At 45.5% G+C, this 26,588-nt stretch carries 23 protein-coding genes; 19 read left to right on the top strand and 4 right to left on the bottom strand.

Annotated elements, in window-relative coordinates:
* Nucleotides 1-60: 60 nt before the first annotated feature.
* The 5 genes from QQL60_RS11465 to ppx are packed head-to-tail and all read left to right on the top strand — an operon-like array spanning nt 61 to nt 7,251.
* Nucleotides 61-2,331 (top strand): ABC transporter permease subunit, encoded by a 2,271-nt coding sequence (locus QQL60_RS11465; RefSeq protein WP_284723376.1) that lies wholly within the window; start codon nt 61-63, stop codon nt 2,329-2,331.
* Between the two features lie 13 nt (nt 2,332-2,344).
* Nucleotides 2,345-4,018: a phosphate ABC transporter permease PstA gene (pstA, locus tag QQL60_RS11460; protein ID WP_284723375.1), complete on the top strand. Its 1,674-nt coding sequence runs from the start codon at nt 2,345-2,347 to the stop codon at nt 4,016-4,018.
* Between the two features lie 3 nt (nt 4,019-4,021).
* Complete coding sequence (pstB, locus tag QQL60_RS11455) at nt 4,022-4,864, top strand: phosphate ABC transporter ATP-binding protein PstB (RefSeq protein ID WP_284723374.1); 843 nt, start codon at nt 4,022-4,024, stop codon at nt 4,862-4,864.
* 22 nt (nt 4,865-4,886) lie between these two features.
* A complete protein-coding gene (gene phoU / locus QQL60_RS11450; RefSeq protein ID WP_007143987.1) occupies nt 4,887-5,609 on the top strand; it encodes a phosphate signaling complex protein PhoU in 723 nt (240 codons plus the stop codon).
* On the top strand, nt 5,602-7,251 hold the full coding sequence (gene ppx, locus QQL60_RS11445; RefSeq protein WP_284723373.1) for an exopolyphosphatase: 1,650 nt from the start codon (nt 5,602-5,604) through the stop codon (nt 7,249-7,251). Before phoU ends, ppx begins: the two co-directional genes overlap by 8 nt.
* A gap of 54 nt (nt 7,252-7,305) precedes the next feature.
* On the opposite strand, the gene QQL60_RS11440 is transcribed toward ppx, so the two are convergent.
* Nucleotides 7,306-9,528 carry a TonB-dependent receptor gene (locus QQL60_RS11440; protein WP_284723372.1) on the bottom strand — a complete coding sequence of 741 codons (2,223 nt, stop codon included), beginning with the start codon at nt 9,526-9,528 and terminating at the stop codon, nt 7,306-7,308.
* Nucleotides 9,529-9,687: 159 nt separating this feature from the next.
* Here QQL60_RS11440 and QQL60_RS11435 point away from each other — a divergent pair, with 159 nt between their 5' ends.
* The 5 genes from QQL60_RS11435 (at nt 9,688) to QQL60_RS11415 (ending at nt 13,487) form a co-directional block, all read left to right on the top strand.
* Complete coding sequence (locus QQL60_RS11435) at nt 9,688-10,413, top strand: sulfite exporter TauE/SafE family protein (protein WP_284451549.1); 726 nt, start codon at nt 9,688-9,690, stop codon at nt 10,411-10,413.
* Nucleotides 10,414-10,418: 5 nt separating this feature from the next.
* Nucleotides 10,419-11,345 carry a sigma 54-interacting transcriptional regulator gene (locus QQL60_RS11430; RefSeq protein ID WP_273178443.1) on the top strand — a complete coding sequence of 309 codons (927 nt, stop codon included), beginning with the start codon at nt 10,419-10,421 and terminating at the stop codon, nt 11,343-11,345.
* Nucleotides 11,346-11,416: 71 nt separating this feature from the next.
* Complete coding sequence (locus QQL60_RS11425) at nt 11,417-12,268, top strand: thymidylate synthase (RefSeq protein WP_284723371.1); 852 nt, start codon at nt 11,417-11,419, stop codon at nt 12,266-12,268.
* 29 nt (nt 12,269-12,297) lie between these two features.
* On the top strand, nt 12,298-12,741 hold the full coding sequence (locus QQL60_RS11420; RefSeq protein ID WP_284723370.1) for a bacteriohemerythrin: 444 nt from the start codon (nt 12,298-12,300) through the stop codon (nt 12,739-12,741).
* Nucleotides 12,738-13,487: a cytochrome b/b6 domain-containing protein gene (locus QQL60_RS11415; protein ID WP_284723369.1), complete on the top strand. Its 750-nt coding sequence runs from the start codon at nt 12,738-12,740 to the stop codon at nt 13,485-13,487. Before QQL60_RS11420 ends, QQL60_RS11415 begins: the two co-directional genes overlap by 4 nt.
* On the opposite strand, the gene QQL60_RS11410 is transcribed toward QQL60_RS11415, so the two are convergent.
* The 3 genes from QQL60_RS11410 to radC form a co-directional block, all read right to left on the bottom strand.
* Entirely contained in the window at nt 13,484-14,617 is a 1,134-nt protein-coding gene (locus QQL60_RS11410; RefSeq protein WP_284723368.1) for a PepSY-associated TM helix domain-containing protein, read from the bottom strand. The two genes, QQL60_RS11415 and QQL60_RS11410, sit on opposite strands and share 4 nt — an antisense overlap.
* A gap of 6 nt (nt 14,618-14,623) precedes the next feature.
* Nucleotides 14,624-16,651, bottom strand: a complete 2,028-nt coding sequence (locus tag QQL60_RS11405; protein ID WP_284723367.1) for a TonB-dependent receptor — start codon at nt 16,649-16,651, stop codon at nt 14,624-14,626.
* A gap of 100 nt (nt 16,652-16,751) precedes the next feature.
* Nucleotides 16,752-17,426 carry a RadC family protein gene (gene radC / locus QQL60_RS11400; RefSeq protein WP_007143977.1) on the bottom strand — a complete coding sequence of 225 codons (675 nt, stop codon included), beginning with the start codon at nt 17,424-17,426 and terminating at the stop codon, nt 16,752-16,754.
* A gap of 125 nt (nt 17,427-17,551) precedes the next feature.
* On the opposite strand from radC, the gene miaB reads away from it, so the two are divergent.
* The 9 genes from miaB to QQL60_RS11355 all read left to right on the top strand — a co-directional run bounded on the left by miaB (nt 17,552) and on the right by QQL60_RS11355 (nt 26,587).
* On the top strand, nt 17,552-18,892 hold the full coding sequence (gene miaB / locus QQL60_RS11395) for a tRNA (N6-isopentenyl adenosine(37)-C2)-methylthiotransferase MiaB (RefSeq protein ID WP_273178436.1): 1,341 nt from the start codon (nt 17,552-17,554) through the stop codon (nt 18,890-18,892).
* Nucleotides 18,893-18,910: 18 nt separating this feature from the next.
* On the top strand, nt 18,911-19,888 hold the full coding sequence (locus tag QQL60_RS11390; protein WP_284451556.1) for a PhoH family protein: 978 nt from the start codon (nt 18,911-18,913) through the stop codon (nt 19,886-19,888).
* Nucleotides 19,885-20,349, top strand: a complete 465-nt coding sequence (gene ybeY, locus QQL60_RS11385) for an rRNA maturation RNase YbeY (protein WP_284723366.1) — start codon at nt 19,885-19,887, stop codon at nt 20,347-20,349. The genes QQL60_RS11390 and ybeY overlap by 4 nt, the downstream gene beginning before the upstream one ends.
* Nucleotides 20,346-21,209, top strand: a complete 864-nt coding sequence (locus QQL60_RS11380) for a CorC family transporter (protein WP_007143973.1) — start codon at nt 20,346-20,348, stop codon at nt 21,207-21,209. Before ybeY ends, QQL60_RS11380 begins: the two co-directional genes overlap by 4 nt.
* Nucleotides 21,209-22,714 (top strand): apolipoprotein N-acyltransferase, encoded by a 1,506-nt coding sequence (gene lnt, locus QQL60_RS11375; protein ID WP_284723365.1) that lies wholly within the window; start codon nt 21,209-21,211, stop codon nt 22,712-22,714. Before QQL60_RS11380 ends, lnt begins: the two co-directional genes overlap by 1 nt.
* 5 nt (nt 22,715-22,719) lie before the next feature.
* Nucleotides 22,720-24,171, top strand: coding sequence for a TrkH family potassium uptake protein (locus QQL60_RS11370; protein ID WP_273178433.1), 1,452 nt, complete (start codon nt 22,720-22,722; stop codon nt 24,169-24,171).
* A complete protein-coding gene (locus tag QQL60_RS11365) occupies nt 24,171-24,746 on the top strand; it encodes a class I SAM-dependent methyltransferase (protein ID WP_284723364.1) in 576 nt (191 codons plus the stop codon). Before QQL60_RS11370 ends, QQL60_RS11365 begins: the two co-directional genes overlap by 1 nt.
* Nucleotides 24,747-24,869: 123 nt before the next feature.
* Complete coding sequence (gene rpmE / locus QQL60_RS11360) at nt 24,870-25,070, top strand: 50S ribosomal protein L31 (protein WP_007143969.1); 201 nt, start codon at nt 24,870-24,872, stop codon at nt 25,068-25,070.
* 26 nt (nt 25,071-25,096) lie between these two features.
* Complete coding sequence (locus QQL60_RS11355; RefSeq protein WP_284723363.1) at nt 25,097-26,587, top strand: M48 family metalloprotease; 1,491 nt, start codon at nt 25,097-25,099, stop codon at nt 26,585-26,587.
* Nucleotide 26,588 lies beyond the last annotated feature (1 nt).

Below are 26,588 nucleotides of genomic sequence, written 5' to 3'. Positions count from 1 at the left end.
TCTAAGTCAGTATGTTTAGCAATAAATAAAGCTGAAAAATAAATGAAGTGGTATTGCTAGATGCAAGAACAAACAGTCGAAGATAGTGTATTACCTGCGCCCGGTTCCAAAGTGGCAAATCGCAGGCGTGCATGGCGTGAGGTGAAAGATCGTGTTGCCAAATATGGTGTGGCAGTGGGTGGTATTTCAGTCATCCTGGCCATCGTACTGATTTTCTTCTATCTGCTCTATGTGGTTATGCCGTTGTTTCAGGGAGCCAGCCTTAAAACAGAAGCGACATATCACAGCGATTTTAAACAACCTACCTTTTTATCCCTGAATGAATACAACACGGTGGCCATGGCTGTCGAAGCTAACGGCATGGTGCGTTTTTTTGATGCCAAAACCGGCAAAACAATGACCGAAACCTCACTGCCGTTGGCGGGAAAAACCATCAGTACTGTCAGTGCCGGTGCCGCAACGACAGGTGTGTTTAGTTATGGTTTTAATGATGGCAGTGCTTTAGTCATTAAAGAAAAATACAAAGTGACTTATCCAACGGGAACGCAACGCGTTATCGTGCCAGAAGTCACTTATCCATTGGGTGAAAAACATGTTGTGATTGACGATCAAGGCAAGTCAATCAATCTGCTTTCTGTTCAGAGTTATGAAGACAAAACGACGTTTATTGCTTATACCGAGGACAAGCGTTTAATACTGAAACGCTTTGAGAAAGAAGCTGATTTTCTTGATGACACGCAATTTACCATTAAAGAAGAAAAGCACGAGATCCCCTTATCGGATGTCAGTGAGCTGACTCAGGTCAAACTGGATATTGATCAACGTGAACTTTATCTGGCCGATGATACGGGCTTTATCTACTACTACGATGTTCAGCAGTTGGATAAACCACGTTTAATTCAGAAAATCAAAGCGGTACCCACAGGCGTGGATATTACGAGCTTTGAATTTCTGACAGGTGGTATTTCTATTCTGGTGGGACGTAGTGATGGTCAGATTGATCAATGGTTTCCGGTCAGAGACAAAGACAATAACTACACCTTACATAATGTGCGTAGTTTTAATGCTCAGAGCAGCCCGATTATTGCCATTGCACCAGAGCAAGCCCGTAAAGGCTTTTTAACCCTGGATAAAACCGGACATTTGGGGATTTATCACACCACGGCTCACCGGACGTTATTGGTTGAACCGTATGTGGACAGCGAAGCGGTTATTGGCCTCTCACCAAGGGCAAATGGTCTTATCAGCATGACTGATAATGGTGACGTGAAGTTACTGGATATTCGTAATGAACACCCGGACATCTCCTGGCATTCCTTATGGGAAAAGGTTTGGTATGAAAGTCGTGATCAGCCTGAATATATCTGGCAGTCATCGTCAGCCAGTAATGACTTTGAACCTAAATTTAGTTTAACGCCACTGACATTCGGCACCATCAAAGCGGCCTTCTACGCGATGTTGGTAGCTGTTCCTCTGGCGATTATGGGCGCAATTTTTACCGCCTATTTTATGTCGCCCAGAATGCGTAGCTTTGTGAAACCGACCATCGAAATTATGGAGGCTTTGCCAACGGTTATTTTAGGTTTCCTCGCGGGTTTATGGTTAGCACCATTAGTCGAAGACCATTTGCCTGGTGTGTTCACATTACTGTTTATGTTGCCGGTGATGATTATTTTGACTGCCTGGGGTTGGACAAAATTACCTAAAGCCTGGCGTGAACGCATTCCTGATGGCTGGGAGCCGGCGGTGTTGATTCCAATTGTGTTGTTAGTCGGTTATGTCTCGATGGCGACCAGTGGTGCGATTGAGTTGTGGTTATTTGATGGCAATATGCCGCAATTTTTAAATGATATCGGTATTAATTATGACCAGCGCAATTCGCTGGTAGTCGGATTGGTTATGGGCTTTGCGGTGATTCCGACGATTTTCTCCATTACCGAAGATGCGATTTTTGGTGTGCCGAAACATCTGACGATTGGCTCATTAGCTTTAGGTGCAACCCCATGGCAAACCATGACGCGAGTGGTGCTGCTGACGGCGAGCCCAGGTATCTTCTCGGCGGTGATGATTGGTTTAGGCCGTGCTGTCGGTGAGACGATGATTGTATTGATGGCGACAGGTAATACGCCGATTATGGACTTCAATATCTTTGAAGGCTTCAGAGCGTTATCCGCCAATATCGCTGTAGAGATGCCAGAGGCTGAAGTGGCTAGTTCGCATTATCGCGTATTGTTCCTGGCGGCATTGGTATTGTTCTTAGCGACATTTGTGTTGAATACCGTTGCTGAAATTGTGCGCCAGCGCTTACGTAATAAATACAGCTCGCTGTAGTTAGGAATATAGAATGAAACAACGTTCTTCAATGAAAATCTGGTTTGATAGCGGTAAACCTTGGGTTTGGTTAAATGCCGGCGCGGTCAGTATCAGTCTGGTGATGGTCGTCGGCTTGATTGGTTTGATCGCCGTGAGAGGCCTGAGCCATTTCTGGCCTGCTGATATCGTTGAGCTGACCTATGCCGAACCCGGCGAAGAAAAAATCATGCTGGTGGGCGAACGCGTGGATCATGAAACGGTGCCTGCCGCTCGTTTGGCTTTATCAGGTGTGCATTTACCCGAAGGCCAGGAAACAGCCAATCGAACCTTATTAAAGATAGGCAATCGTGACTTTTTTGGTCTCGATTTTCGTTGGATTAACGATCCCTGGATTGAAGACACACAAAAACCTGACGGCCTGATGTCGATAGAGCGACGTGAATGGGGCAACTTTTATGGTTATCTGGTCAATGTTAAACAACAGGGTGAAGTTGTCGCTGAGGGTGAACAGGCCTGGGATGCATTTCAGCAACGATTGGCACGAAGTAATGCTTTATATAACAAGATAAAAGATATCGAAAAGTCAGATATTGGCAAGATCAATCATGGTCTTGAAGAGCTGCGAATTGAACAGCGTCGCTTAGAGCTCGATAAGGTTGAAAAAGGCACGGCGCCGTATCTGGAAATTGAAGAGGAACGTAAACAACTCAATACACGTTATGCAAAAATTCGTGAACAGTTAGATGAATTATATTCAGAGCTGAATCGCGATCAAATCACCGTCAAGATTTCTGATGGCCGTGAAGCCGAAATACCAATGGCAAAAATCGTTCAGGCATATAAACCGAATGCGATGACTACGCTACAGAAGCTGGGCCAGTATTTCCACAATGCCTGGGAGTTTGTGTCAGGCGAGCCGCGTGAAGCAAACACGGAAGGTGGTATTTTCCCGGCGATTTTCGGTACAGTCATGATGGTGATGATCATGTCTGTACTGGTCACGCCGTTTGGGGTAATTGCAGCTGTTTATCTAAAGGAATATGCCAAACAAGGTGCTGTGGTTCGATTGATTCGTATCGCGGTCAATAATCTGGCTGGTGTGCCATCAATCGTCTATGGTGTATTTGGTCTTGGTTTTTTTGTTTATTTCATCGGTGGTAGCGTGGATGAGATTTTCTTCCAGGCCAAACTACCAGCCCCTACCTTTGGTTCACCAGGTTTATTATGGGCCTCGTTAACCTTAGCGATTTTGACTGTGCCGGTGGTCATTGTCGCAACGGAAGAGGGCTTGTCGCGTATTCCGAGAGCGATTCGTGAAGGTAGTCTGGCGCTTGGGGCGACAAAAGCAGAAACCTTGTGGCGAACAGTATTGCCAATGGCTGCACCAGCAATGATGACGGGATTGATTCTGGCTGTCGCCAGGGCGGCAGGTGAGGTGGCGCCGTTGATGATGGTTGGGGTGGTGAAACTGGCACCGTCACTGGCGATTGATAATATTGCGCCATACCTGCATTTAGATCGTCAATTTATGCACCTGGGTTTCCATATCTACGATGTGGGTTTCCAAAGCCCGAACGTTGAAGCCGCCAGACCGTTGGTCTATGCCACGGCATTTTTATTGGTATTGATTATTGTTGTGCTGAACCTGGCAGCGATTGGTATTCGTAATCGTCTGCGAGAAACTTATAAAGCAAGTGAGAGTTAAACGATGGAAGCAGTCAAAGAACAGAAAAATGTATCGCGAGGCATTGATATTGAGTCGATGCAAAGAGGGCCTCGTGTGAACCTGGATAATGAAACGCTGTGCCTGCAAGTCAAAGACTTTAACCTGTTTTATGGTGATAAACAGGCTCTGCACAATATCAATATGCAGATTCCAAAAAATCGAGTGACCGCGTTTATCGGCCCCAGTGGTTGTGGTAAATCAACGTTATTACGCTGTTTTAACCGTATGAACGATCTGATTGACTCTGTCAGGATGGAAGGTCAATTATTGCTTGATAAGATGGAAATTAATTCACCCTCAGTGAATGTGGCGGATTTACGCCGTCAGGTCGGAATGGTATTTCAGAAACCCAATCCATTTCCTAAGTCTATCTATGAAAACGTGGCGTATGGTCTGCGTCTGCAAGGTGTCAATGATCGTTCTACTTTAGATAAAGTGGTCGAAAAATCATTAAAAGGCGCCGCCTTATGGGATGAAGTGAAAGATCGTCTTCACGACTCAGCGATGGGTATGTCAGGTGGTCAGCAGCAACGTCTAGTGATAGCCCGTGCTATTGCTATCGAACCCGAAGTCTTGCTGCTTGATGAACCGGCCTCGGCTCTGGATCCACTCTCTACATTAAAAATTGAAGAGTTGATTTACGAACTGAAAGAAAAGTATACGATTGTTATCGTGACTCATAATATGCAGCAAGCGGCGCGGGTATCTGATTACACTGCATTTATGTATATGGGCGAATTAATAGAGTTTGGTGCCACTGATGAACTCTTTACCAACCCAAGTAAAAAACAAACAGAAGATTATATTACCGGCCGTTACGGTTAATCCGGGCTGAGGAGAGACGCATATGGTTACAACTACTTCCCAACATATTTCGCAACAATTTGAGAATGAATTACAGGATATCCGTTCTCGTGTTTTAGCGATGGGTGGTCTAGTCGAGCAGCAAGTTCATAACGCGATGGAAGCCCTGATTAAAGGTGATGCCGATATTGCTCGTGAAGTGATTGCTTACGACGATGAGGTAAATTCATTAGAAGTCAGTATCGATGAGGAATGTATTCAGATTATTGCGCTTCGCCAGCCAACGGCAGGGGATTTACGCCTTGTCTCGGGCATATTAAAAACCATTACCGATTTGGAACGCATTGGTGATGAGTCTGTGCGTATTGCCAGAATGGCACTGAATCTATCTGAGAAAGATCGTCCCAAGCATAATTACCGTGAGCTGCAAGCGATGGGAAATCATGTGCGTGGCATGTTACGTGATGCATTGGATGCTTTTGCGCGATTTGATGTGGATATGGCTCTACGCGTGGCAAAAGAAGACCGTGAAGTCGATGCTGAATATGAAGCGATTTTACGTCAGCTAATGACCTATATGATGGAAGATACCCGAGCCGTCACTCGCGTGATTGATATGATGTGGTCTGCGCGCTCATTGGAACGTATTGGCGATCATGCTAATAATATCTGTGAACACATTATTTATCTGGTGGAAGGTAAAGATGTGCGCCATTTGAGTATCGAAAAAGCCGAACAAGTGATTAAAGGTCAACTTATTGAATAAAAAAAGAGGATTTTCGTCACGACTAAAAAGGGCCTGGTTGCGTTTGAGACCAGGCTTTTTTTATGGAAAAGATGATTTAACATTGTTCACCAGCAACCAGCTAGTGCAGAATAAACCGAAAAACGAACTGACAGGTGCTATGGAAGAAACAAATCATGATGTGCTGGCGGCGGTGGACCTCGGCTCTAACAGCTTTCACATGATCATCGCCCGAATGCGTGATGGCCATTTTCAAGTGGTCGACAGACTTCGGGAAATGGTGCAGCTCCGGGCTGGACTGGATAAACATCACTACCTTTCATTGGAAGCTCAGGAACGGGCGATAGCCTGTCTGGAACGGTTTGGCGAACGCATAAAGGATTTGCCATACGGCAGCGTCAGGGTGGTAGGCACCAATACCTTACGTATCGCACATAATTCACGACGTTTTCTGCGCCAGGCTCGCCTTGCCTTGGGTCATCCGATTGAAATTATCACCGGTGAAGAAGAAGCCCGACTGATTTATCTGGGCGTGGCTCATTCATTGGCATTTGATGACAGCCGTCGATTAGTGATGGACATCGGCGGTGGCAGTACCGAATTTATCATTGGAGATGGATTTAAAGGCCTGATGCGTGAGAGCCTGGAAATGGGCTGTGTCAGTTTTTCACAAAAGTTTTTTGCTGATGGCAAAACCACGGCGACACAGATGCAACATGCGATGTTGGCTGCGGCAAGACGTATTCGTTATATCCAGCGACCTTATCGTCAGGCTGGCTGGCAGGAGGCTGTTGGCGCATCGGGCACGATTCGAACGGTCGCCAATATTTGCAAAGAACACGGCTGGGCTGATGATGGCGTGATTACCGCCAAAGCGCTGGAGAAGATGGTAAACCATCTTATCGAAGCCGGCAGCGTCGAAGAGGCAAAGTTTGAAGGGCTGTCTGAAGAGCGAAATAATGTATTAGCTGGTGGCTTGTGTGTATTGGCTGCTGCGTTCGAGCGACTCGGCATTGAAAAAATGATTGTATCCGATGGCGCTTTAAGAGAAGGGTTATTGTATGACCTGCTTGGCCGTATTCAGCACGATGATGAGCGTGATCGCACCGTCTTAGCCTTGATGCGTCGCTATCACGTTGATGAGGCGCATGCCGAACGTGTTGCGGTGATGGCAACCCAACTGTATGAGCAAGTGGCGCATGAGTGGGAGCTGGATCACGATGAGTTACTGCATCGTCTGCAATGGGCCTGCAAACTTCATGAAGTAGGATTGTCTATCTCTCATAACCAGTTTCATAAACACTCGGCCTATCTGGTGGAACATTCGGATTTACCCGGCTTTTCCCGTGAGGAACAGCATGCCTTATCAGTAATGGTCAGAGGACAACGGCGTTCATTCCCGAAAAAACATATCAATAAATTATCGGATGAAATGCAGTTAAGCACACAACGCTTAACGGTGCTGCTGCGACTTTCCATGGTGTTTAATCGCGGCCGGTCTGAGCATGCCGATACCTATATCAAGTTAAAATTAGACGGTAAAAAGATGATGCTGGTTTTGCCTGATGGTTGGTTAAAAGAGCATCCATTAACTGAAGCCGACCTGGCCCATGAAGTGGAACAACTGAAAAAAGTGGATTTGAAATTGAGTGTTGTAGCCTAGCTAAGCAATAAAAAGGCATCTCTGGATAATCTCGGCAGAGATGCCTTGTTTTAACTAAAAAGAGTAACTGACAGCCGTATAAAATGACCGTCCCATGCCGGGAACGGTAACGCCCCAAGGCACACCGGAACCTGACATTGTCATTCCCTGGCCCGTATAAGCACCTGACAATGGTTCGCTATAAGCTTTATCCAGAACATTGTCGATACCAAAATCAACACGTGCTTGTTTCCACTCATAGCTGGTGCGTATGTTTAATAAGCCATAGCCCGCTGTTTCCTGTTCATTCCGTTCATCGTTTACTTGATCTTTAGCAGCCACTACTTGCCACTCAGCGGTGTTATGCCAGGCACCTTTGGCATGCTGTAAAGTGAATGTCGCATTCAATGGCATGATGTTGTACAGATTGTCACCAGTATCGCGGTTTTTACCTCTGACATAACTGAACACCGCTTGGCCACTGATATGACCAATCTGGTCATCGTGATAAAGGTGTTTAGCCAATGACAAATCCGCGCCATATAACTTCGCTGAGACATTGTCGTATTGCAGGTAGACAAAGTTATCTGTTGCACTCAGGTTAGCTGTTGTGCATGCCGACATGCCAGTGCCACCACTACAACGTTTGGCATCGATAAAGTCATCTACATAGCTGACATAGGGAGTGAAAGTCACATTCCAGTCCTGTTTGTCGGCATCATGCCAGTCTGCTGTGAAGCTGATGGTGTGAGCAATTTCTGGATCCAAATCCACATTCCCAACATAACCATTACCATCACCGACCAGGTTCACCATACGCATAGCCATGCCGTTAGTTGACCAGGCATAACGTTCATAGAGATTAGGTGAACGTGTTTTCTGAGCGTAACCGAATTCATAACTGGCATTATCAGATGGGGTGAAACGTCCCATTAAAGTCAGATCAAGATTGTTATCGGTTTTGCTTTTATCTGCATTATTGAAGTCAGTAGGGTTGTAATTTGTTGTGTTATACCCCTGAACATTATCTGCATCCATTTTCACGGTTTCATGACGAATACCTGCCAGAGTTGTCCATTTTGAGGTCCAGTTGGCTTCCCATTCTGTATAAATGGCATAACGGTCGCGTTGGCCATTATTGATATTTTCAAAGGTATTTGGCTGCATCATGCCTGTTGAGCCTGATGCTTCCCAGAAGTCATCCAGACGGTATTTTTGTATCTCAGTCCCCACTCTCAATAAATCACGGTCGTTGAGCATGACCTCTGTTTTTAACGAGACACCCGTATTGCGACCTTCCGTTTCCATCGGCATACCAAGCGCATCAGTACCGTATAAAAACTGTTTGTCATCACCAAACTGCATTTTATGGTGGGTTTTTTCACGATAAACCGAGGCTTCCAATGAGCCCCAATCAAACAGGCCGTTGTAGATTAAATTGACTTGATTACTCCGGTTTTCGGTCATATCCATACGTTGGTTTGGAAAACCTTGATAAGGGATATCCTGATGGGCCAGTTTTAATTGCAATAAGTGATTATCAAGTTTAAAGCCAAGGTTTAAAGCATGGTTACGTGTTTCATAGGCGGTGGAGCCGACTTCATCACCATCTAACCAGCCACGATCAGAGGCGGCGGGGCCTGCAGTTTTAAAACTATCTGCCGCATCATAATTATTCGCTTTACTGGTGGAACCGGTGTAATTAAGGCTAAAGCTCTCCGTTGCCAGTGTGGTGGATAAATTGGCGCCACGAGCGTGGCCATTACTGCGGTAGAAGGCACCGATTTCACCTTTTGATAATACGCTGTCAGCATCTTTGGCAAACTCAGGTTGTTTACTTTTGACGATGATAGTCCCGCCAATACTGTCGCCACCAGCACTAACTGGTGTAATGCCTGAATACACTTTTAATTCAGCAATATTATTCGGCGCAATGTATGACAGTGGCGGATTCATATGATTAGCACAGGCTGAAATCAGATCCATCCCATCAACTTTAATCCGAAGACGATCGTCAGCTAAACCATGAATCACTGGCAGACTGGATACGCCACCAGCCCCATATAAGGAGACACCTGGAATACCTTTTAATAAAGAGGCCGTATCACTTGATTGGGCACGCTTTGATTTGAGTGCTTCCAGATCAAGTCCGGCACTGTCTTGAGGTAACGGTTGAATGGCTTGGCCAGACACGGTGACTTTCTCTAGTTCTTCAACATCGTGCTTGTGTTCAGCATAAGCAATTGATGGTAGGAATAAACTCAGCATGATGCTGAGTGACAGACTGGTGCGTTTCATTTATCTTCTCTCTCAGATAACCCAACCAAAAATAATAGGAAGTTATCGTTATTAAGAAGTGTGTTTTTTCAATAAGTAGTAGGTGAAATGACACAAATTCATGCTGAAAAGGCGTGCTAACCTGATAATTAATCAAAAAAATAAGAGAAGACTGTAAGCATGGCTGCTATTACCAGTTCCTATATCACGGCTTTTTTACTCGGTTTATTCAGTACGGTGCATTGTATTGCGATGTGTGGCTCGGTGATTGGCGCATTGACGCTGAGCTTGCCGAAAGAAGTAAGAGAGAGCCAGCGGCGGATGTTACCGTTTGTGTTTAACTACAATGTCGGCCGTATTCTGAGTTATAGCTTTGCTGGCATTATCGTCGGTCTGTTAAGTACGCCACTGACCCAACTGAACGCACATTGGGTACTCAGGGTATTGTCGGTCATCATTATGATTTCAATGGGCTTATATCTGGCTGGCTGGTTCCCTAAATTTGCTCGTGCCGAGCGTATGGGCGCACCTTTATGGCGGTTATTGCAGCCTATTGGACAAAAACTGTTACCAGTCAGAAAAGGCAGCCAGGCGTTTTTTTTGGGTATGGTTTGGGGCTGGTTGCCCTGTGGTCTGGTGTATGCCGCACTGGCTGTAGCAGCCACTGCAGGTGACCCGATCAAAGGTGGTCTGGTGATGCTGTCATTTGGCGCGGGCACTTTACCGGCGGTGATGGGCGCAGGTTTGTTTACCGGTATGTTAGCGGCGCTGGGACGCTCACCTAACTTACGTAAAGCGGCAGGGATACTGATTATTCTGATGGCATTAGCGACCTTGTTCTGGCCGATGGAAAGTCTGCATGAGCATCATGCCATGCCTGATCATCAACATCAGATGCAGGGGTAAGCGTTATGAGTAAAATTTTAGGTCAATCGCCTGATTTAACCCATATCCTGCGTACATTGCCCATGATTGCTTTGAGTGATGCCAGTGTGCTTATCAGTGGCGAAACGGGGACTGGCAAAGAGTTAATTGCCTTAAGTCTGCATGAGCAGAGCCGCCGACGTGATAATGCCCTGATAACGATTAACTGTGCTGCATTACCCACAGAAGATGTGGAACTGGATTTGTTTGGCCGAAGTAATGAGCATGGCGAGGTCACCTTTCGGGGACGGCTCTTGGCGGCAGAAGGTGGTACGGTCTTTTTGGATGAAGTGGATGCCTTACCATTATCGGTGCAGGCAAAAGTCTTACGTTTTCTGGAAGCAGGTGAGTGTCAGTTACAGGGAAGTCATCGATTACACGTGGCCGATGTGCGTATTCTGGCCGCCACCAGTGCTGACTTGCCTGCGGAAGTGAAAGCCGGGCGATTCAGGGCTGATTTGTTTTATCGCTTACAGGTGGTGCCAATTGAGTTACCGGCCTTACGTAATCGTGCCGAAGACATTCCGCTACTGATGAAACATTACCTGAAAGAGTTTGCTGGTAATAATGCAGTGGTCAGGCTCTCAAGAGAAGCGGAACAGAGCCTTGTCCATTACCGCTGGCCTGGCAATATCCGTGAGTTACAGAATCTGTGTCAACGTCTGGCGCTTTTGCATGTCGGTGAGTTATTGCAACCGGCTGATTTACCGAGAGAGATGCGCCCCGAAGTGGCCATAGAGCAACATCAGTTTGTGCTGCCGGCCAGTGGTATCGATCTCGCAAAAGTGGAGCTGGACTTAATTGAACAGGCACTGGATATGGCGGCGGGTAATCGCTCTAAAGCCGCCCGCTTATTAGGTATTAGCCGCGATACTCTGTTATATCGAATGCAGAAATATAATCTGTCCCCTTAATGAGGTTGTCTGTCTGACCTAGCAATGCCAAAATCATCAGCAATTTTGCAGCGAGAATTGGAGTCTTCTGAGTGAGACAGTATCTGGATTTATGCCAACGTATTATCGACGAAGGTGAGTGGGTTGAAAATGAACGGACGGGTAAACGTTGCCTGACCGTGATTAATGCTGATTTGGAATATGACGTGGCCAACAATCAGTTTCCCTTAATCACCACACGTAAGAGTTACTGGAAAGCGGCCATTGCCGAAATGTTGGGATATCTGCGTGGCTATGACAATGCAGCAGATTTCCGGGCGATTGGTTGTCGCACCTGGGATGCTAATGCCAATGATAATAAAGACTGGCTGAATAATCCTCACCGCAAAGGTGAGGATGATATGGGACGGGTTTATGGTGTTCAGGGGCGTCGCTGGCAAAAACCGGATGGCTCAACATTAGATCAGTTACAAAAAATCGCCGATGACCTGAAGCGTGGCATTGATGACCGTGGCGAGATTCTGACATTTTATAATCCGGGTGAGTTTGATATGGGCTGTCTCAGACCCTGTATGCATACCCACACTTTCTCTGTATTGGGCGATACGCTTTATTTAACCTCTTACCAGCGTTCTTGTGATGTGCCTCTGGGCCTTAACTTCAATCAGGTACAGGTGTTTTTCTTACTCAAAATCATGGCGCAAATTTCTGGGCTGAAACCGGGTAAGGCTTACCATAAGATTGTGAATGCGCATATTTACGAAGACCAATTGCAATTAATGCGCGATGTACAGTTGAAGCGTGAACCTTATCCTTCACCGAGCTTACACATTAACCCGGAAATTAAGTCATTAAAGGACCTGGAAACCTGGGTCACGCTGGATGATTTTGAGGTTAAAGGTTACCAATATCACGAAGCCATCAAATATCCGTTCTCAGTCTGATGCGATAGCTTGTTGCGGGAGTGAACGATATGGATAGACCGTTATTACTGGTATGGCAAGATGAGTTTAGTCAGCAAGTCCCCATTATTGATGAACAGCACAGAGCCATCCTCGCCACCATAAATTCACTGCATTATTTCCTCCAGCAAGGGCTGGAATTTGAGTCCTTATTACCCACGGTTAAGCTTCTGATAAGTTACATCGTGTTTCATTACAAAACAGAAGAAGGCATATTGAATTCAACGGAGTATCCAGAACTGAAAAACTATCAACAGCTAATGGATAATCTAATCACGGAATTCAAAGTTGTTTGTGAGCATGCCAAGCATCAAAAGCGGCCTGAGCAAGTGCTTATTTTTTTGAAAGATTGGTGGCAGGCCCATCTAGCAGAGCATAAAACCATCACACCTTATCTACATGACTGGAGTGGCGAATATTGCCGTGTAGATAAACAAGGAGAGAGAGAAAAATGAAAAGACAAATGGCGAGAACATTAACAGAGTATCCAGTATGGGATCGTATGGTTCGCTGGTTTCACTGGATAAACGTATTGTCGGTTATTGGGTTGATTGCTATTGGTGTGGCAATTATGAACAGTAAAGCCTTGGGCGTAACGACAGAAGGCAAAATCCTGTTAAAAACATGGCATGTATATGTGGGGTATGTGTTTGTGATTAATCTTGCCGTGCGGTTGTTTTGGAGTTTTATTGGTAACCGATTTAGTCGCTGGGCAGCTATTTTGCCGCTTGGACAAAAGTATAAACAGCAACGACAACTTTACCTGGATAGCATCAATGAGGGTAAGCCGGTTGGTTTTGCCGGACATAATCCTCTGGCACGTTTAATGGTGACTTTGTTGTTTATCTTGTTAACGACTCAGGCGGTAACAGGGTTAGTGCTTGGTGGTACCGATGTGTATATGCCACCATTTGGCGATAGTTTTAAAGCCTGGGTGGCAGAGAGTCCACAAACAGAAGCCTTAGTTCAGCCATACTCAAAAGACGGCGTGAATGAAGCGGCTTATCAGCAAATGCGTGACTTTCGTTCACCCTTCAAAGAAATACATGAGATCGTATTCTGGGTGCTGAGTCTGGCCATCATCTTACATATTCTGGGAGTCGTTTATAGCGAGCTTCGGGAGCGTAATGGTCTGGTATCGGCCATGTTTACCGGTAAAAAAGTATTCAAAGATAGCCCGGTAGACTGGGACGAAGATTAACTATGGCGATAAGCGGTGCGCTTTCTGGCGTGCCGCTTTTGTTGCCAGCGCAATAAGCCGGTAATGAACAAAATTAATGGCAGAAAACCACAGATAAACACAATAATCCTGCCGGTTAGACCAAAAGCTTCGCCATTATGTAAGGGGTGTAGCCAGTTTAAGACTTTATCTCCGGCACTATCGGCTAAGCCATCGCGGCTAGCGACAATATCACCAGTAAACGCATTCACCCAGACTTGTGTTCGTGGAAAACGGCGGCTCGGTTCGCCTTGTTGATAGAAAACGACTCGCCAGCTATTTTTTTTGATCCCCGGTGACTCCACCCAGCGTAACTCAGCATTGGGGAATAATTTAAAAGCTGACGCTACCGCCGTATCTGCTGAGATGACAGGTTGTTTTCCTTGCTGATGCAGTGAGCGAGCAAGTATAGGGCTGGAAGCCAATGGAGAAAAAATACGGATAATCTGCTGAGTCTGTGTAGGTAAAGCCAGTGCTGCACCCGTTAAACTGAGCATAAACAACACAATGAAACCATAACTGCCAGACAGAATATGCAGATCAAACACTTTTTTGGCATAACTGGTACGTAATCGCCAAGCCATCACTTGTCGCAATTTATGCCAGCCGGGCCACCATAAAATGACACCGGATAGCAGAGAGATAAGGCTGATGAGACCTATAATACCTACGAGGGTTTTGCCGGTTTTATCCAGTAATACGCTGTAATGCAGATTGTAGATCCAGGTCATCGCAAATTCGCCCCAGAAGCGTTTACTGGTGATCTCTAATGTGGCGGGATCGATTGTTACCATCAATGGCGCAAATTGCAGATCACGTGTTTCAACAGGCGTGTAATAACGCGCCATAATTGGCCAGCCTGGATGAAGCGGCTGTTCAATACGCCAGGAATCGGTACGGGTTGGAAATTGTTGCTGTAATTGATCAAAAACAGCTTGTTGCTGACTGATGGGGGCTGTTGAAACCGCTTCGATATCTGGATTTAACCAGATATCGAATTGTAAATAGAACACTAAAATGCTGCCCGTCAGACCTAATAAAACCAGCATGATGCTAATGCTGAGTCCGAGGTAGGTATGAATTTTCAGCCAAAGCTGTCGCGCTTTTGTCATTAATGCTTAAAAGTCATATTGAATTGAGCCATATATCGAGCGACCATCAGCCGGTGAATGTAAAGTTTCATTGAAGTCAGCGCTCCACCATACATATTCATAATAGCGGTCGAAAATATTCTTTAGTTCAAGATCTAATCTTACTTTTTGAGTCAGTGCATAACTGGCTGAGGCATTGACTAATACATATTGACCATATTTATTGGTATCGTTTTCCTGGTTCAGATAATAATCATCTTGGGCGCTGAGCCAGGAAGATAATTTAAGTTTTGGTGTAGCCTGATAATCCACACCAGCATCTACTAAGTAGTGTGGTACGTGATCAATTTCATTACCTTTGTTTAAAGGTGTAGTGGCACCAGCTTTGATAATTTCTGAATCCTGAAATGAAGCCGCGAACCAAAGACCAAGTTTGTTAGAGGCTTGTGCATTGAACTGGAAATCTATGCCTCGACGCTGGGTTTTACCAATATTCTCACTGTTGCCATCAGGATCACCCAGTCGTTTTTTGTATTCATCTGATGCCACTTGTTGCCAGACCGCAATTCGCCCATTTAACCAATCTGCGGGTGTAAATTTCAGTCCGACTTCCCAGCCTTCGTTAATAGATGGGCTTAGTTCAGGCACACCTACTTTTTTATAACTTGATGCGCCATCGGCTACCTGGAAGGTTTTACCCCAGTTGGTATATACAGCGTATTGCTCATTAAAAGAATAGACCGCACTGAGTTTTGGCTGGTTGATATTGCCATAATCGTTAATTTCACGATGCGTGCCATTATCATTTAAGCTGCCTCGTACGGTATCAACTCGAAACGCGGGAACAATTTTCAGTTTCTCAGTCGGTTTATAAATAGCCTGAATAAATCCACCATAAATATCAAAATCGAATTTTTGATTACGTTTTTGTGCTGTTCTATTTCGGTCCAGATCCACCAGATAACGACGACTTTCATTATTTTGCCATTCAGCACTCAATCCACCCATCAGGCTGAACTCATGTGCCCAGCTTACATCCGGTCGCCAGGTTAAGGTGCTTAAAGCGCCTTTATGTTCTTCTTCGGTTAATCGTTCGTTATGGTTGCCGCCCGCTGCAAAGGTGACATAACGATCTTCGTCTAGCTCATTTAAATAAGCTTTGCTGCTCCAGAACAGATTATCCGTGATATCAATATCCAAGTGAGCACTGAACTGATTCATCATACGATCACCACCATCTGCGGCGTTATGCGGACGTGATTGTTCTGGATCATCATGTGCCTCAGCCCGGGTCAGATAACCGGCTTCATCAGCTTCAGCTTTGCCATGTCTGGCAATAAAGCCGATTTGGGCACGGCCATCATTCGGTGTATAAAACCACTTACCAGAGAAGGTACTTTTTTCGATATCACTGTGGTGGCGATAGCGATTTGAATTTAAATAGCTAATTGCATAGTTCTGGGAAAAACCATTACTTTCCATGCCGCTGATAAACTGCACATTGCGTGTCGCATAACTACCATAAGTGACACGGGCTTTATTATAGTTACCGCCTTGGCGAGTAAAAATACCAGCATTACCGGCAATATTATGTAAACCATAACGCGGGTCATTGGTGCCACGAACGACTTCGATACTCTCGATTTCTAAAGGTGTCAGTAATTCCAGATAAGGCATATTGCCGGAATTCTGGTTACTGGGAATGCCATCAATCAGCAGTTTCACAGCATTGACTTCACCTTCGCCATTAAAGCCGCGAAAAGAAATTTTGCCAGACTCATTACCCATACCGAACTGGGTCAGCATCACGCCCGGCATCTGGTCAAAAAGCTGCCATGTGTAACTCACATTCTGATCTTCAATCCGGTCTTCGTTCAACACATCAACTGATGTCGACAGATTACGTGAGGTTAGTGGTCCTGTGCTGTCTGATGACACCACCAGGCTGCCCAAGCTCAGGCTGGCATCATCGATTAGCCCATTATCGGCAGCGTACAGACACATACTCTGCGTTAATAAAAAGCCCAGACTGAATAATTCCAGTGACTTTCTCATGATTCTCTCACCCATTTAAATTCAAAAACCGGACAATAGTAGAGATATCAAACACCTGATAAATAGGTCATTTCACTTATCGTTATGGCAATTGCCGCAATTAAATACAACCGCGTTGTGCCAAAGAAGTGACATCTGCATCCCCGACGATAATGTGGTCCAGTACTCTTATATCGACGAGATCGAGGGCAGACTTAATTCGTTTTGTAATATGAATATCGGCCTGACTGGGTTCAGCGACACCAGAGGGATGATTATGGGCCAGGATAATGGCGGCAGCGTTATGTTTCAGTGCGGCTTTAACGACTTCACGTGGATAAACGCTGGCACCATCAATGGTGCCGCGAAATAATTCATCGAAGTACAAAAAACGATGTTGGTTATCCAGATACAGGCAGGCAAATACTTCATGGGGATAGGCGCGTAAACGTTGTTTGATGTAGCGCATGGTGTTGTCAGCATCGGTAAAGGCATCGCCATGCTTTAAACTCGATTCCAGGTGACGGCGGCCCATTTCCAGAACAGCCTGAAGCTGAACGTATTTCGCCTGACCTAATCCATGACCTTCACAAAACTGCTGCTGGTCCGCTTCTAATAATTGTCGTAAAGAGCCAAACTCATGAATGAGTTTGCGTGCTAAGTCGACAGCTGAAAATCCTTTCACACCCGTGCGCAGAAAAATCGCCAGAAGCTCTGCATCAGAAAGTGCCTTAGCACCTGATAATAAAAGCTTTTCCCGAGGGCGATCATCGGCAGGCCAATCCTTGATTGCCATGATTCACTTCCTTGTTGTTGTTCCTTCCCACACTATATTTGCAGTTATTAGTAAAAACAATCACTTGTATGTACTAATCAAGCAAAAAATAGTATCCTGTGCGCCCTTTGACTTTAGCAGAAACTATGGCTGGCAAACTATATATCAGAACATTCGGCTGTCAGATGAATGAGTACGATTCATCAAAAATGGCAGAAGTCCTGGCGGCATCTCATCAATTAGAACCCACAGATATTCCAGAAGAAGCAGATGTCTTACTTCTTAATACCTGCTCGATTCGCGAAAAAGCACAGGAAAAAGTGTTTCACCAGCTTGGTCGCTGGAAACGTTGGAAAGATACACGTCCTGACTTGGTTATTGGTGTGGGTGGCTGTGTGGCAAGCCAGGAAGGTGAAGCGATTCGTCAGCGTGCGCCCTATGTCGATCTGATTTTTGGACCACAAACCTTGCACCGTCTTCCGGCCATGTTGGAAGAGGTCAAAATCAGCCGCAAACCCAGCATTGATATCTCATTCCCTGAGATTGAGAAGTTTGACAATTTACCAGCACCGAAAGCTGATGGCCCAACTGCCTTTGTTTCGGTGATGGAAGGTTGCAGTAAATACTGCACATTCTGCGTCGTGCCTTATACCCGTGGTGAAGAAGTCAGCCGCCCGGTTGGTCCGATTCTGCGTGAAATTCGTCAGTTAGCGGCGCAGGGTGTGCGTGAAGTGAACCTGTTAGGCCAAAATGTGAATGCTTATCAGGGGGTCATTGAAGGTGATGAAACCGCTGATCTGGCGCTGTTAATTCATTACGTCGCTGCAATAGATGGCATTGAACGTATTCGCTTTACTACCTCTCATCCAGTTGAGTTTTCTGACAGCCTGATTGAGGCCTTTGCCGAAGTGCCAGAGTTGGTGAATCATCTGCACTTACCGGTTCAGTCGGGTTCTGATCGTATTTTGACGATGATGAAGCGTGGTCATACCGCGTTGGAATATAAAAGTAAGATTCGCCGATTACTGGAAGTCAGACCGAATTTAAGCATGTCGAGTGACTTTATTGTCGGTTTCCCTAATGAAACGGAAGAAGACTTTCAGGCGACCATGGATTTAATCAACGAGATTAAATTCGACCATTCATTCAGCTTCGTTTATAGCGCTCGCCCTGGGACACCGGCCGCGGCATTTGTGGATTCCGTTTCGGAAGAAGAAAAGAAACGTCGTCTGCAAATCATGCAGGATCGTTTGCGTGAGTTGGAAGACGAGCATGCCAAAGCCATGATTGGTACTACACAACGTATTTTAGTTGAGCGCGAAGCACATCGCGGTGGTGGTGACATGGCCGGTCGCACAGAAAATAACCGGGTAGTGAACTTCCCCGGTGACCGCAGTCTTATCGGTCAGTTTGTGGATGTGCGTATTGAAGAAGCCTTCTCGAACTCCTTGCGCGGCGAATTACTCGCTGATAGCGTTGCACTTTAAGCTCATCGGAATTCTATAGTGACTCAAACTTCTCAAGCGCTCGATAGCATCAGCTTCGAGCTTAGTCCGGCAGATAACCCTCGTCTTGCCAATCTGTGTGGTCATATGGATGAACATATTCGTATGATGGAACGTGGCTTTGGTGTGGAAATCAATAATCGGGGTGTGAACTTTCAGATTATCGGCCCGGCAGATACATTAACACTCATTCAGGCAGTGATTCATGACTTGTATGCTGAAACGGCACAGACCGTTTTAGCACCTGAGCAGATTCATATGGCGATTCGCAAAAGTGGTGGTGATGATGTCGCCACGGCCAGTGAACCTGATAAAGAAGTGGTGATTAAAACCAAGCGTGGTTTGATTAAAGCCCGTGGTGAAAATCAGCAAGCCTACTTACGTCGGGTGATGACCCACGATATTAACTTTGGTGTGGGGCCTGCTGGTACCGGTAAAACCTATCTTGCCGTGGCCTGTGCGGTGGAAGCCCTCGAACGTGATTTTTGTCGCCGTATTGTATTGGTCAGACCTGCAGTAGAAGCCGGTGAACGTCTCGGTTTCTTGCCCGGGGATCTAGCTCAGAAAGTTGACCCTTATCTTAGACCGCTGTTTGATGCCTTGTATGAAATGTTAGGGTTTGAACGCGTGGCTAAGTTAATGGAACGCAATGTGATTGAAGTCGCGCCATTAGCCTATATGCGTGGTCGCACACTCAATGAGTCTTTCATTATTCTTGATGAAGCGCAAAATACCACGGTCGAACAAATGAAGATGTTCCTGACCCGGATGGGTTACAACTCCACTGCGGTCATTACCGGTGATATCACTCAGGTGGATTTGCCCGGATCAACCCGTTCTGGCTTGCGTCATGCCATTGAAGTGTTGAAGGATGTGGACGGTATCGGTTTTACTTTCTTCCAGGCAAAAGATGTTGTTCGACATTCGCTGGTACAAAAAGTCATCTTGGCATACGATAAGGCTGACCGAAAAGCATGAGCGTGGTAGTGGATTTTCAGTGTGCTTATGATGGTGATATACCGGATGAGTCACTGTTTACTCAGTGGGCTGAAGCAGCGTTAGACGAAGTCAATGAAGACTGTGAACTGAGTATTCGTTTAGTTGACGAAACAGAAAGTGCTGAACTCAACGGTCAGTATCGTGGCAAAAGTGGGCCAACCAATGTCTTGTCTTTTCCTTTTGATGCACCCATTAAATTAGAACCCCGATTATTAGGCGACTTAGTGATATGTGTGCCTGTGGTAAGAAAAGAAGCACAAGAGCAAGGTAAGGCCGAGTTACATCACTGGGCACATATGGTGATCCATGGATGTTTACATTTATTAGGTTATGATCATATTGAATCGGATGAAGCGGAACAGATGGAAACATTAGAAATAGCTATTCTGCATCAGTTAAATATAGCTAATCCCTATGAATGGCAGGGAGTGGAATCATGAGTGAAGGACGACCGAGTCGCTTAGCAAATCAATCCTGGGTGCGAAAGCTCAGTAACTTGTTTCTGGAACCGCAAGATCAGGAACAACTGATTGAATTAATTCGTTCAGCTTCTGAACGGCATATTCTGGATTCAGAAGCGCTATCTATCGTTGAAGGCGCATTAAGCGTTTCGCAAATGCAGGCCCGCGATATTATGATTCCACGCTCACAAGTGGTCATGGTGTCACGTGATGCTGCTCCTGAAGAAACATTGAAACTGGTCACTGAAACGGCGCACTCTCGCTTTCCTGTGATGGATGATGACCGTGATGATGTGATTGGCATCCTGCTCGCCAAGGACTTATTAACGGCCGTGGTGAACAGCGGTGATTTCAATTTTGATCTGCGTGAGATATTACGTCCCGCTGTATTTATTCCCGAAAGCAAGCGCTTGAATGTGTTGTTACGCGAGTTTCGGGCGCGCCGTAATCATATGGCCATCGTCGTGGACGAATATGGTGGTGTGGCTGGTATTGTCACCATTGAAAATGTATTAGAACAAATCGTCGGTGAAATTGAAGACGAGCATGATATTGATGATGATGCACCTATTCTGCAAAGAAATGAAAACACCTACACCATCAAAGCTTTAACGATGGTCGAAGACTTCAACGAGTTTTTCGAAACCGATTGGAGTGATGAAGATTTTGATACGGTGGGTGGTTACGTTGTTAATCAGTTCGGGCATTTGCCAGAACGTGGTGAAGAAATCACGATTGACCGTTTCCAGTTCACGATTTTACGCGCAGATAACCGTCGTTTATATCTGATGAAGATGGTGGTGTTACCGGAAGAAGAGCCAGAAGCAGATACCGAATAATGCAAAAGAATAATGGGCTGACTATGCAGGGTTGGAAAGGACATATCGTTGCATTATTTGGCGGTGCTATTTTACCGCTGGCATTTTCTCCCTTTAATGCGTATCCGATTGCTGTTTTAAGTCTGATTCTGCTTTTCGCCAGTTGGGATAACACCACGGCAAAACAAGCCGCATGGCGAGGCTGGCTGTTTGGGCTTGGCATGTTCGGTGTCGGCGTGTCCTGGGTGTATGTGGCTATCCATGTCTTCGGTCATACCAGCTGGTTTTTGGCGGGAATGCTGACATTTTTGTTTGTCGCTATCCTGGCTTCCTATCTGGCATTGTTTGGCTGGCTGGTAAAAAAACTCTCTTCTTACACATTTTCTTTATTTGATATTGCTTTACTGTTACCCATTGCCTGGTTTGGTTTTGAGTTATTTAAAGCATGGTTCTTGAGTGGCTTCCCCTGGCTTGAGTTGGGTGTGAGTCAAATTGAAGGTCCTTTAGCTGGCTGGGTACCTGTTATTGGTGTGAATGCTGTGTCTTTCCTGGTTGCGCTGACAGCAAGTTGTTTGTTTCTTTTGTTTAAATACAAACAACCGTTGTTCATACTGCCTGTTGTGGTTATTTGGGCTGGGGGGCAAGGGCTGCAATCTGTCGATTGGACTCGGACGGCTGGCGAACCTATGAAAACTACGATTGTGCAGGGCAATGTGCCCCAAGATGTGAAGTGGAGTCCTGAACAACTTGTCAGCACGCTTACCCTGTATCAGCAATTAACGGAACAACATTGGGACAGTCAGCTGGTGGTGTGGCCTGAAAATGCCGTTCCTGCTTTTTATCATCAGTTAAAAGACTTTTATATCGACCCGCTGATTAACGAAGCGCAACAACACAATACCGATATTTTACTTGGCCTGCCGGTTGAAGATAAAAATGGTCAGGACTACTACAACAGTATGATGGTCGCCGGGCAGGATGAGGGCTTCTATCATAAACGCCATCTGGTGCCTTTCGGCGATTATGTGCCTTTTGCCTGGCTCAGAGGCTTGATTGCTTTTTTTGATTTGCCGATGTCAGGCTTTGTGCCGGGGCCAGAGCAGCAAAGCCTGTTAAAAGCCTCTGGGCAGCAAGTTGGCATCTCTATTTGTTATGAAGATGTTTTTTCACTGGAAGTGTTAGATGCATTACCTCAAGCTTCTATCCTTGTTAATGCCACCAATAATGCCTGGTATGGGGATTCATTCGCGCCGCATCAACATTTACAAATTTCACGAAGTCGTGCTTTAGAAACAGAAAGGCCTTTGGTGCGGGCAACAACAAATGGCATATCGGCATTTGTCGATTATAAAGGCCGTATTCAGTCGCAAACCGCTCAATTCGAGCAGGCAACGCTGACGGCTGATATTCAGCCCAGGCAGGGGGCAACACCCTATGTTATCGCCAAACGCTGGCCAGTGTTTATGTTGATGCTTTTGATGCTGCTAAGCTGGTTTTATTATCACCGTAAAACGGATTCAATCTAACCATCATGCAGTTACTGACGATTCAACGCATTCTAGGTATTTTGTTATCGCTGTTCAGTATCACGATGCTGCCGCCTGTATTGGTGTCTTGGTACTACCAAGATGGTGCCAGTAGCGCCTTCCTCACCGCCTTTGTTTTGTTGTTGATTATCGGCTTATTGTTTTGGTTGCCCGTCAGGCATCATCGTAAAGAGTTAAAAATTCGCGATGGTTTTATTGTGGTGGTGATGTTTTGGATCGCTCTTGGTTTGTCTGGGTCATTACCTTTCTTTTTGACTGAAGTCCCTAAAATGTCATTCACTGATGCTGTGTTTGAGTCGATGTCGGGTTTGACAACTACTGGTGCAACCGTTCTTACTGGCTTAGATACACTGCCTAAAGCTGTTCTGTTTTATCGTCAATTTCTGCAGTGGTTAGGTGGCATGGGTATTGTCGTATTGGCGGTCGCTATCCTGCCCTTATTAGGTGTTGGTGGTATGCAGCTCTATCGTGCTGAGACACCGGGGCCGATGAAAGATGCCAAACTCACACCACGGATCACCGAAACAGCTAAAGCACTCTGGTATATCTACTTATCGTTGACCATTGCCTGTGCGATTGCTTTTCGTTTAGGTGGGATGACCTGGTTTGACGCTATTTGTCATAGTTTCTCAACAGTGGCTATAGGTGGTTTCTCCACTCATGATGCCAGTATTGGTTTTTTTGACAGTGCAACGATTGAAATGATTACCGTAGTCTTTATGTTGATCTCCGGTATGAACTTCTCGCTTCACTTTCTGGCTTGGCGCCACCGCAGCATCAAACATTATTGGAAAGACTCTGAGTTACGGACTTATCTGGCCATACTTGGCGTGATATCAGTAGTGACGTCGAGTTATCTGTATTTCAGTGGTACCTTCGATAACCTTTGGACCGCAGTGCATCAAGGCGTTTTCCAGACAGTGTCTATCGGTACAACGGCTGGTTACACCACAACCGATTATTACCTGTGGCCTGGCTTCTTACCTATCCTATTATTGATGGCAAGTTATATCGGTGGCTGTGCTTTTTCCACGGGTGGCGGTATTAAAGTCATCCGGATCATGCTGCTGTTTAAACAGGGGTATCGTGAAGTATTACGTCTGATTCACCCTAATGCGGTCTTTGCCATCAAGGTGAATGGCAAAGCCCTGCCTGCGAAAGTGGTTGGCGCGGTCTGGGGCTTTTTTGCCATGTATGTGTTCTGTTTCAGTATCATGCATTTATTTTTAATGTCGACCGGCCTTGATGTAGTGACCTCATTCTCTGCAGTAACAGCCTGCCTGAATAATCTCGGTCCAGGGCTTGGCGAAGTCGGGGCTAACTTTGGTGAAATTAATGCACCCTCCAAATGGGTATTAGCCATGGCTATGCTATTGGGACGATTAGAAATATTTACTTTGCTTGTGGTGCTGACCCCGGCCTTTTGGCGTCGCTAATGATGGATGTACAACAAAAATGGGATGCGATTTACAGCAAGCGCCAGAGTGAGAAGCCTGGTGTTTCGACAGTGTTAGAGCAAAACCAGCATTTATTACCTAAAACTGGCCTGGCATTAGATCTGGCTTGTGGGTTGGGTGGCAATAGTCTTTTTTTAGCAGAGAAAGGCTTAAAAGTTGAGAGTTGGGATATTTCATCGGTCGCGATTGAACAATTAAAGGTAAATGCCGGAAAAGTCTCTTTGGATATTCATGCACAACAACGCGATGTCATTGCGGATCCTCCTGCAACAGCAGTCTATGATGTGATTGTCGTATCGCATTTTTTAGTACGGGATATGGCGCCAGTGATTGTTGATACTCTCAAGTCGGGTGGTCTGTTGTTTTATCAGACGTTTTGTCGGAATAAAGTTAATGAGATTGGTCCAAATAACCCTGACTTTCTGTTAGATGATAATGAGCTACTGCATATGTTCAGCGGTCTTAACGTTCGGGTTTATCGTGAAGAATCTGTGTTGGGGCAGCTTGAGTCAGGTTGGCGAGATCAAGCCATGCTGGTCGCTGAGAAAGCTTAAGCAGATTTTATTGTAAATAAACTTGCCTGAAGCAAGGTTGATCTATAAAATAACGCGGTTCTAAAGCTCGTAACCTTATGGTTACAGCAAGATTTTTTGCAAACACACATAACGAGTACAGATATGAAAGCGGATATCCATCCAGATTACACCGAGATCAATGTTACCTGTAGCTGCGGTAACACCTTTAAAACTCGCTCTACACGCACTTCAGACTTGACTCTGGATGTGTGTTCAGAATGCCACCCGTTCTACACTGGCAAACAAAAAATGTTAGACACAGCGGGTCGTGTTGATAAATTCCGTCAAAAATACGGTAAATAATCTGTCGAACAAAAATGGTTTGAACTATGATTGACGTGTTCGTACAAGGTAGTACAAGTCACGACGGAATACGAAGCCTCTGCGTAATCGCAGGGGCTTTGTTGTTTCTGGGGCTTGGTGGATGTGCAACGAATCCGGTAACCGGTGATCAAAACTTCGTCATGTTTGGTGAAGATACTGAGCTGGAGATGGGAAGGACCAATCATCCCAAAATTATTGCTGAATATGGTCGTTATGATGATGAGCAACTGCAAACTTATGTGCAGTCTGTGGGCGAAAAACTGGCATCGGTTAGTCATCGTAAAGACTTAGTCTATCGATTTACTGTACTGGATTCTCCGGTCATCAATGCCTTTGCCTTGCCAGGTGGTTATGTTTATATCACCCGTGGCCTAATGGCTTATCTGAATTCTGAAGCTGAACTTGCTGCGGTGCTTGGCCATGAAATTGGTCATGTCACTGCCCGGCATGGTGTCAGACAACAAAGTGCAGCACAAGCGGCCAATATTGGATATACCCTGGGCTCGATATTAATCCCGGAGCTACGTAACGCAGGTTCTCAGAATATCTTCAATATGTTAGGTGGTGCTTTATTAAGCGGTTATGGCCGTGAACATGAGCTTGAGTCGGATCGCTTAGGTGCCGAGTATCTGGCCAGAGCAGGCTATGATCCACATGCCATGATTGATGTCATTACTGTATTGAAAAATCAGGAGATTTTTGCTGCTGCTGAGGCGAAGAAACAAGGTCGTGAGTATCAGGGCTACCATGGTTTATTTGCTAGTCACCCTGATAATGATACACGGTTGCAAGGCGTTGTTGCCGCTGCGGATAAATATAAAGTGACTGACGGTAAAATCGACAGAACGGCTTATTTAGACCATATCGCCGGCATGACCTTTGGTGATAGTGAGGAGCAGGGCATTCGCTCCGAAAATCATTTTTATCATCTTGCTATGGGGTTTGCTGTTGATTTTCCTGAAAAATGGCACATTAACAATAACCCGGATAGCCTGCAGGCTGTAGCCCCTGATGGCAAGGCTGTCGTTGAAATGGGCGCTGCGGATCTGAATCGTAAGTTAACGCCGGAGCAGTTTATTAAGCAACGTTTGAAAATTACCACAATTCGTTCTGGCCAAAGCTTTAATAGTCATGGGCTCGACGGATATACCGGGATTGCGCTTGCTCAGGATAAAACCGTCAGGGTCGCTGTCGTTTACTTAAAAGATAAAGCCTATATTTTCTTTGGTGGTGCAGAAACTAGTACCTTGTTTACAAGTTACGATCCAGCCTTCCTTAAAACAATACAAAGTCTGCATAGCTTACGGGAAGATGAAATTAAGCTGGCCCAAGAGTTAAAAATTCAAATTCTCAGGGTGGGTAAAAACGATAATTATGCTTCATGGGCAAAACAAAGCAGAATCAGCAACAGCCCAATTCAGCAATTACGATTACTGAATGGCGACTACCCGAACGGTGAATTACAGTCCGGGCAGTTGGCCAAACAGGTTCGATAAA

This window comes from Methylophaga thalassica (genome assembly GCF_030159795.1).
In the GTDB taxonomy this organism is placed as follows: domain Bacteria; phylum Pseudomonadota; class Gammaproteobacteria; order Nitrosococcales; family Methylophagaceae; genus Methylophaga; species Methylophaga thalassica.
The sequence above is the reverse complement of the archived record's forward strand: the minus strand, read 5'-3'. Positions and strand labels throughout refer to the sequence as shown.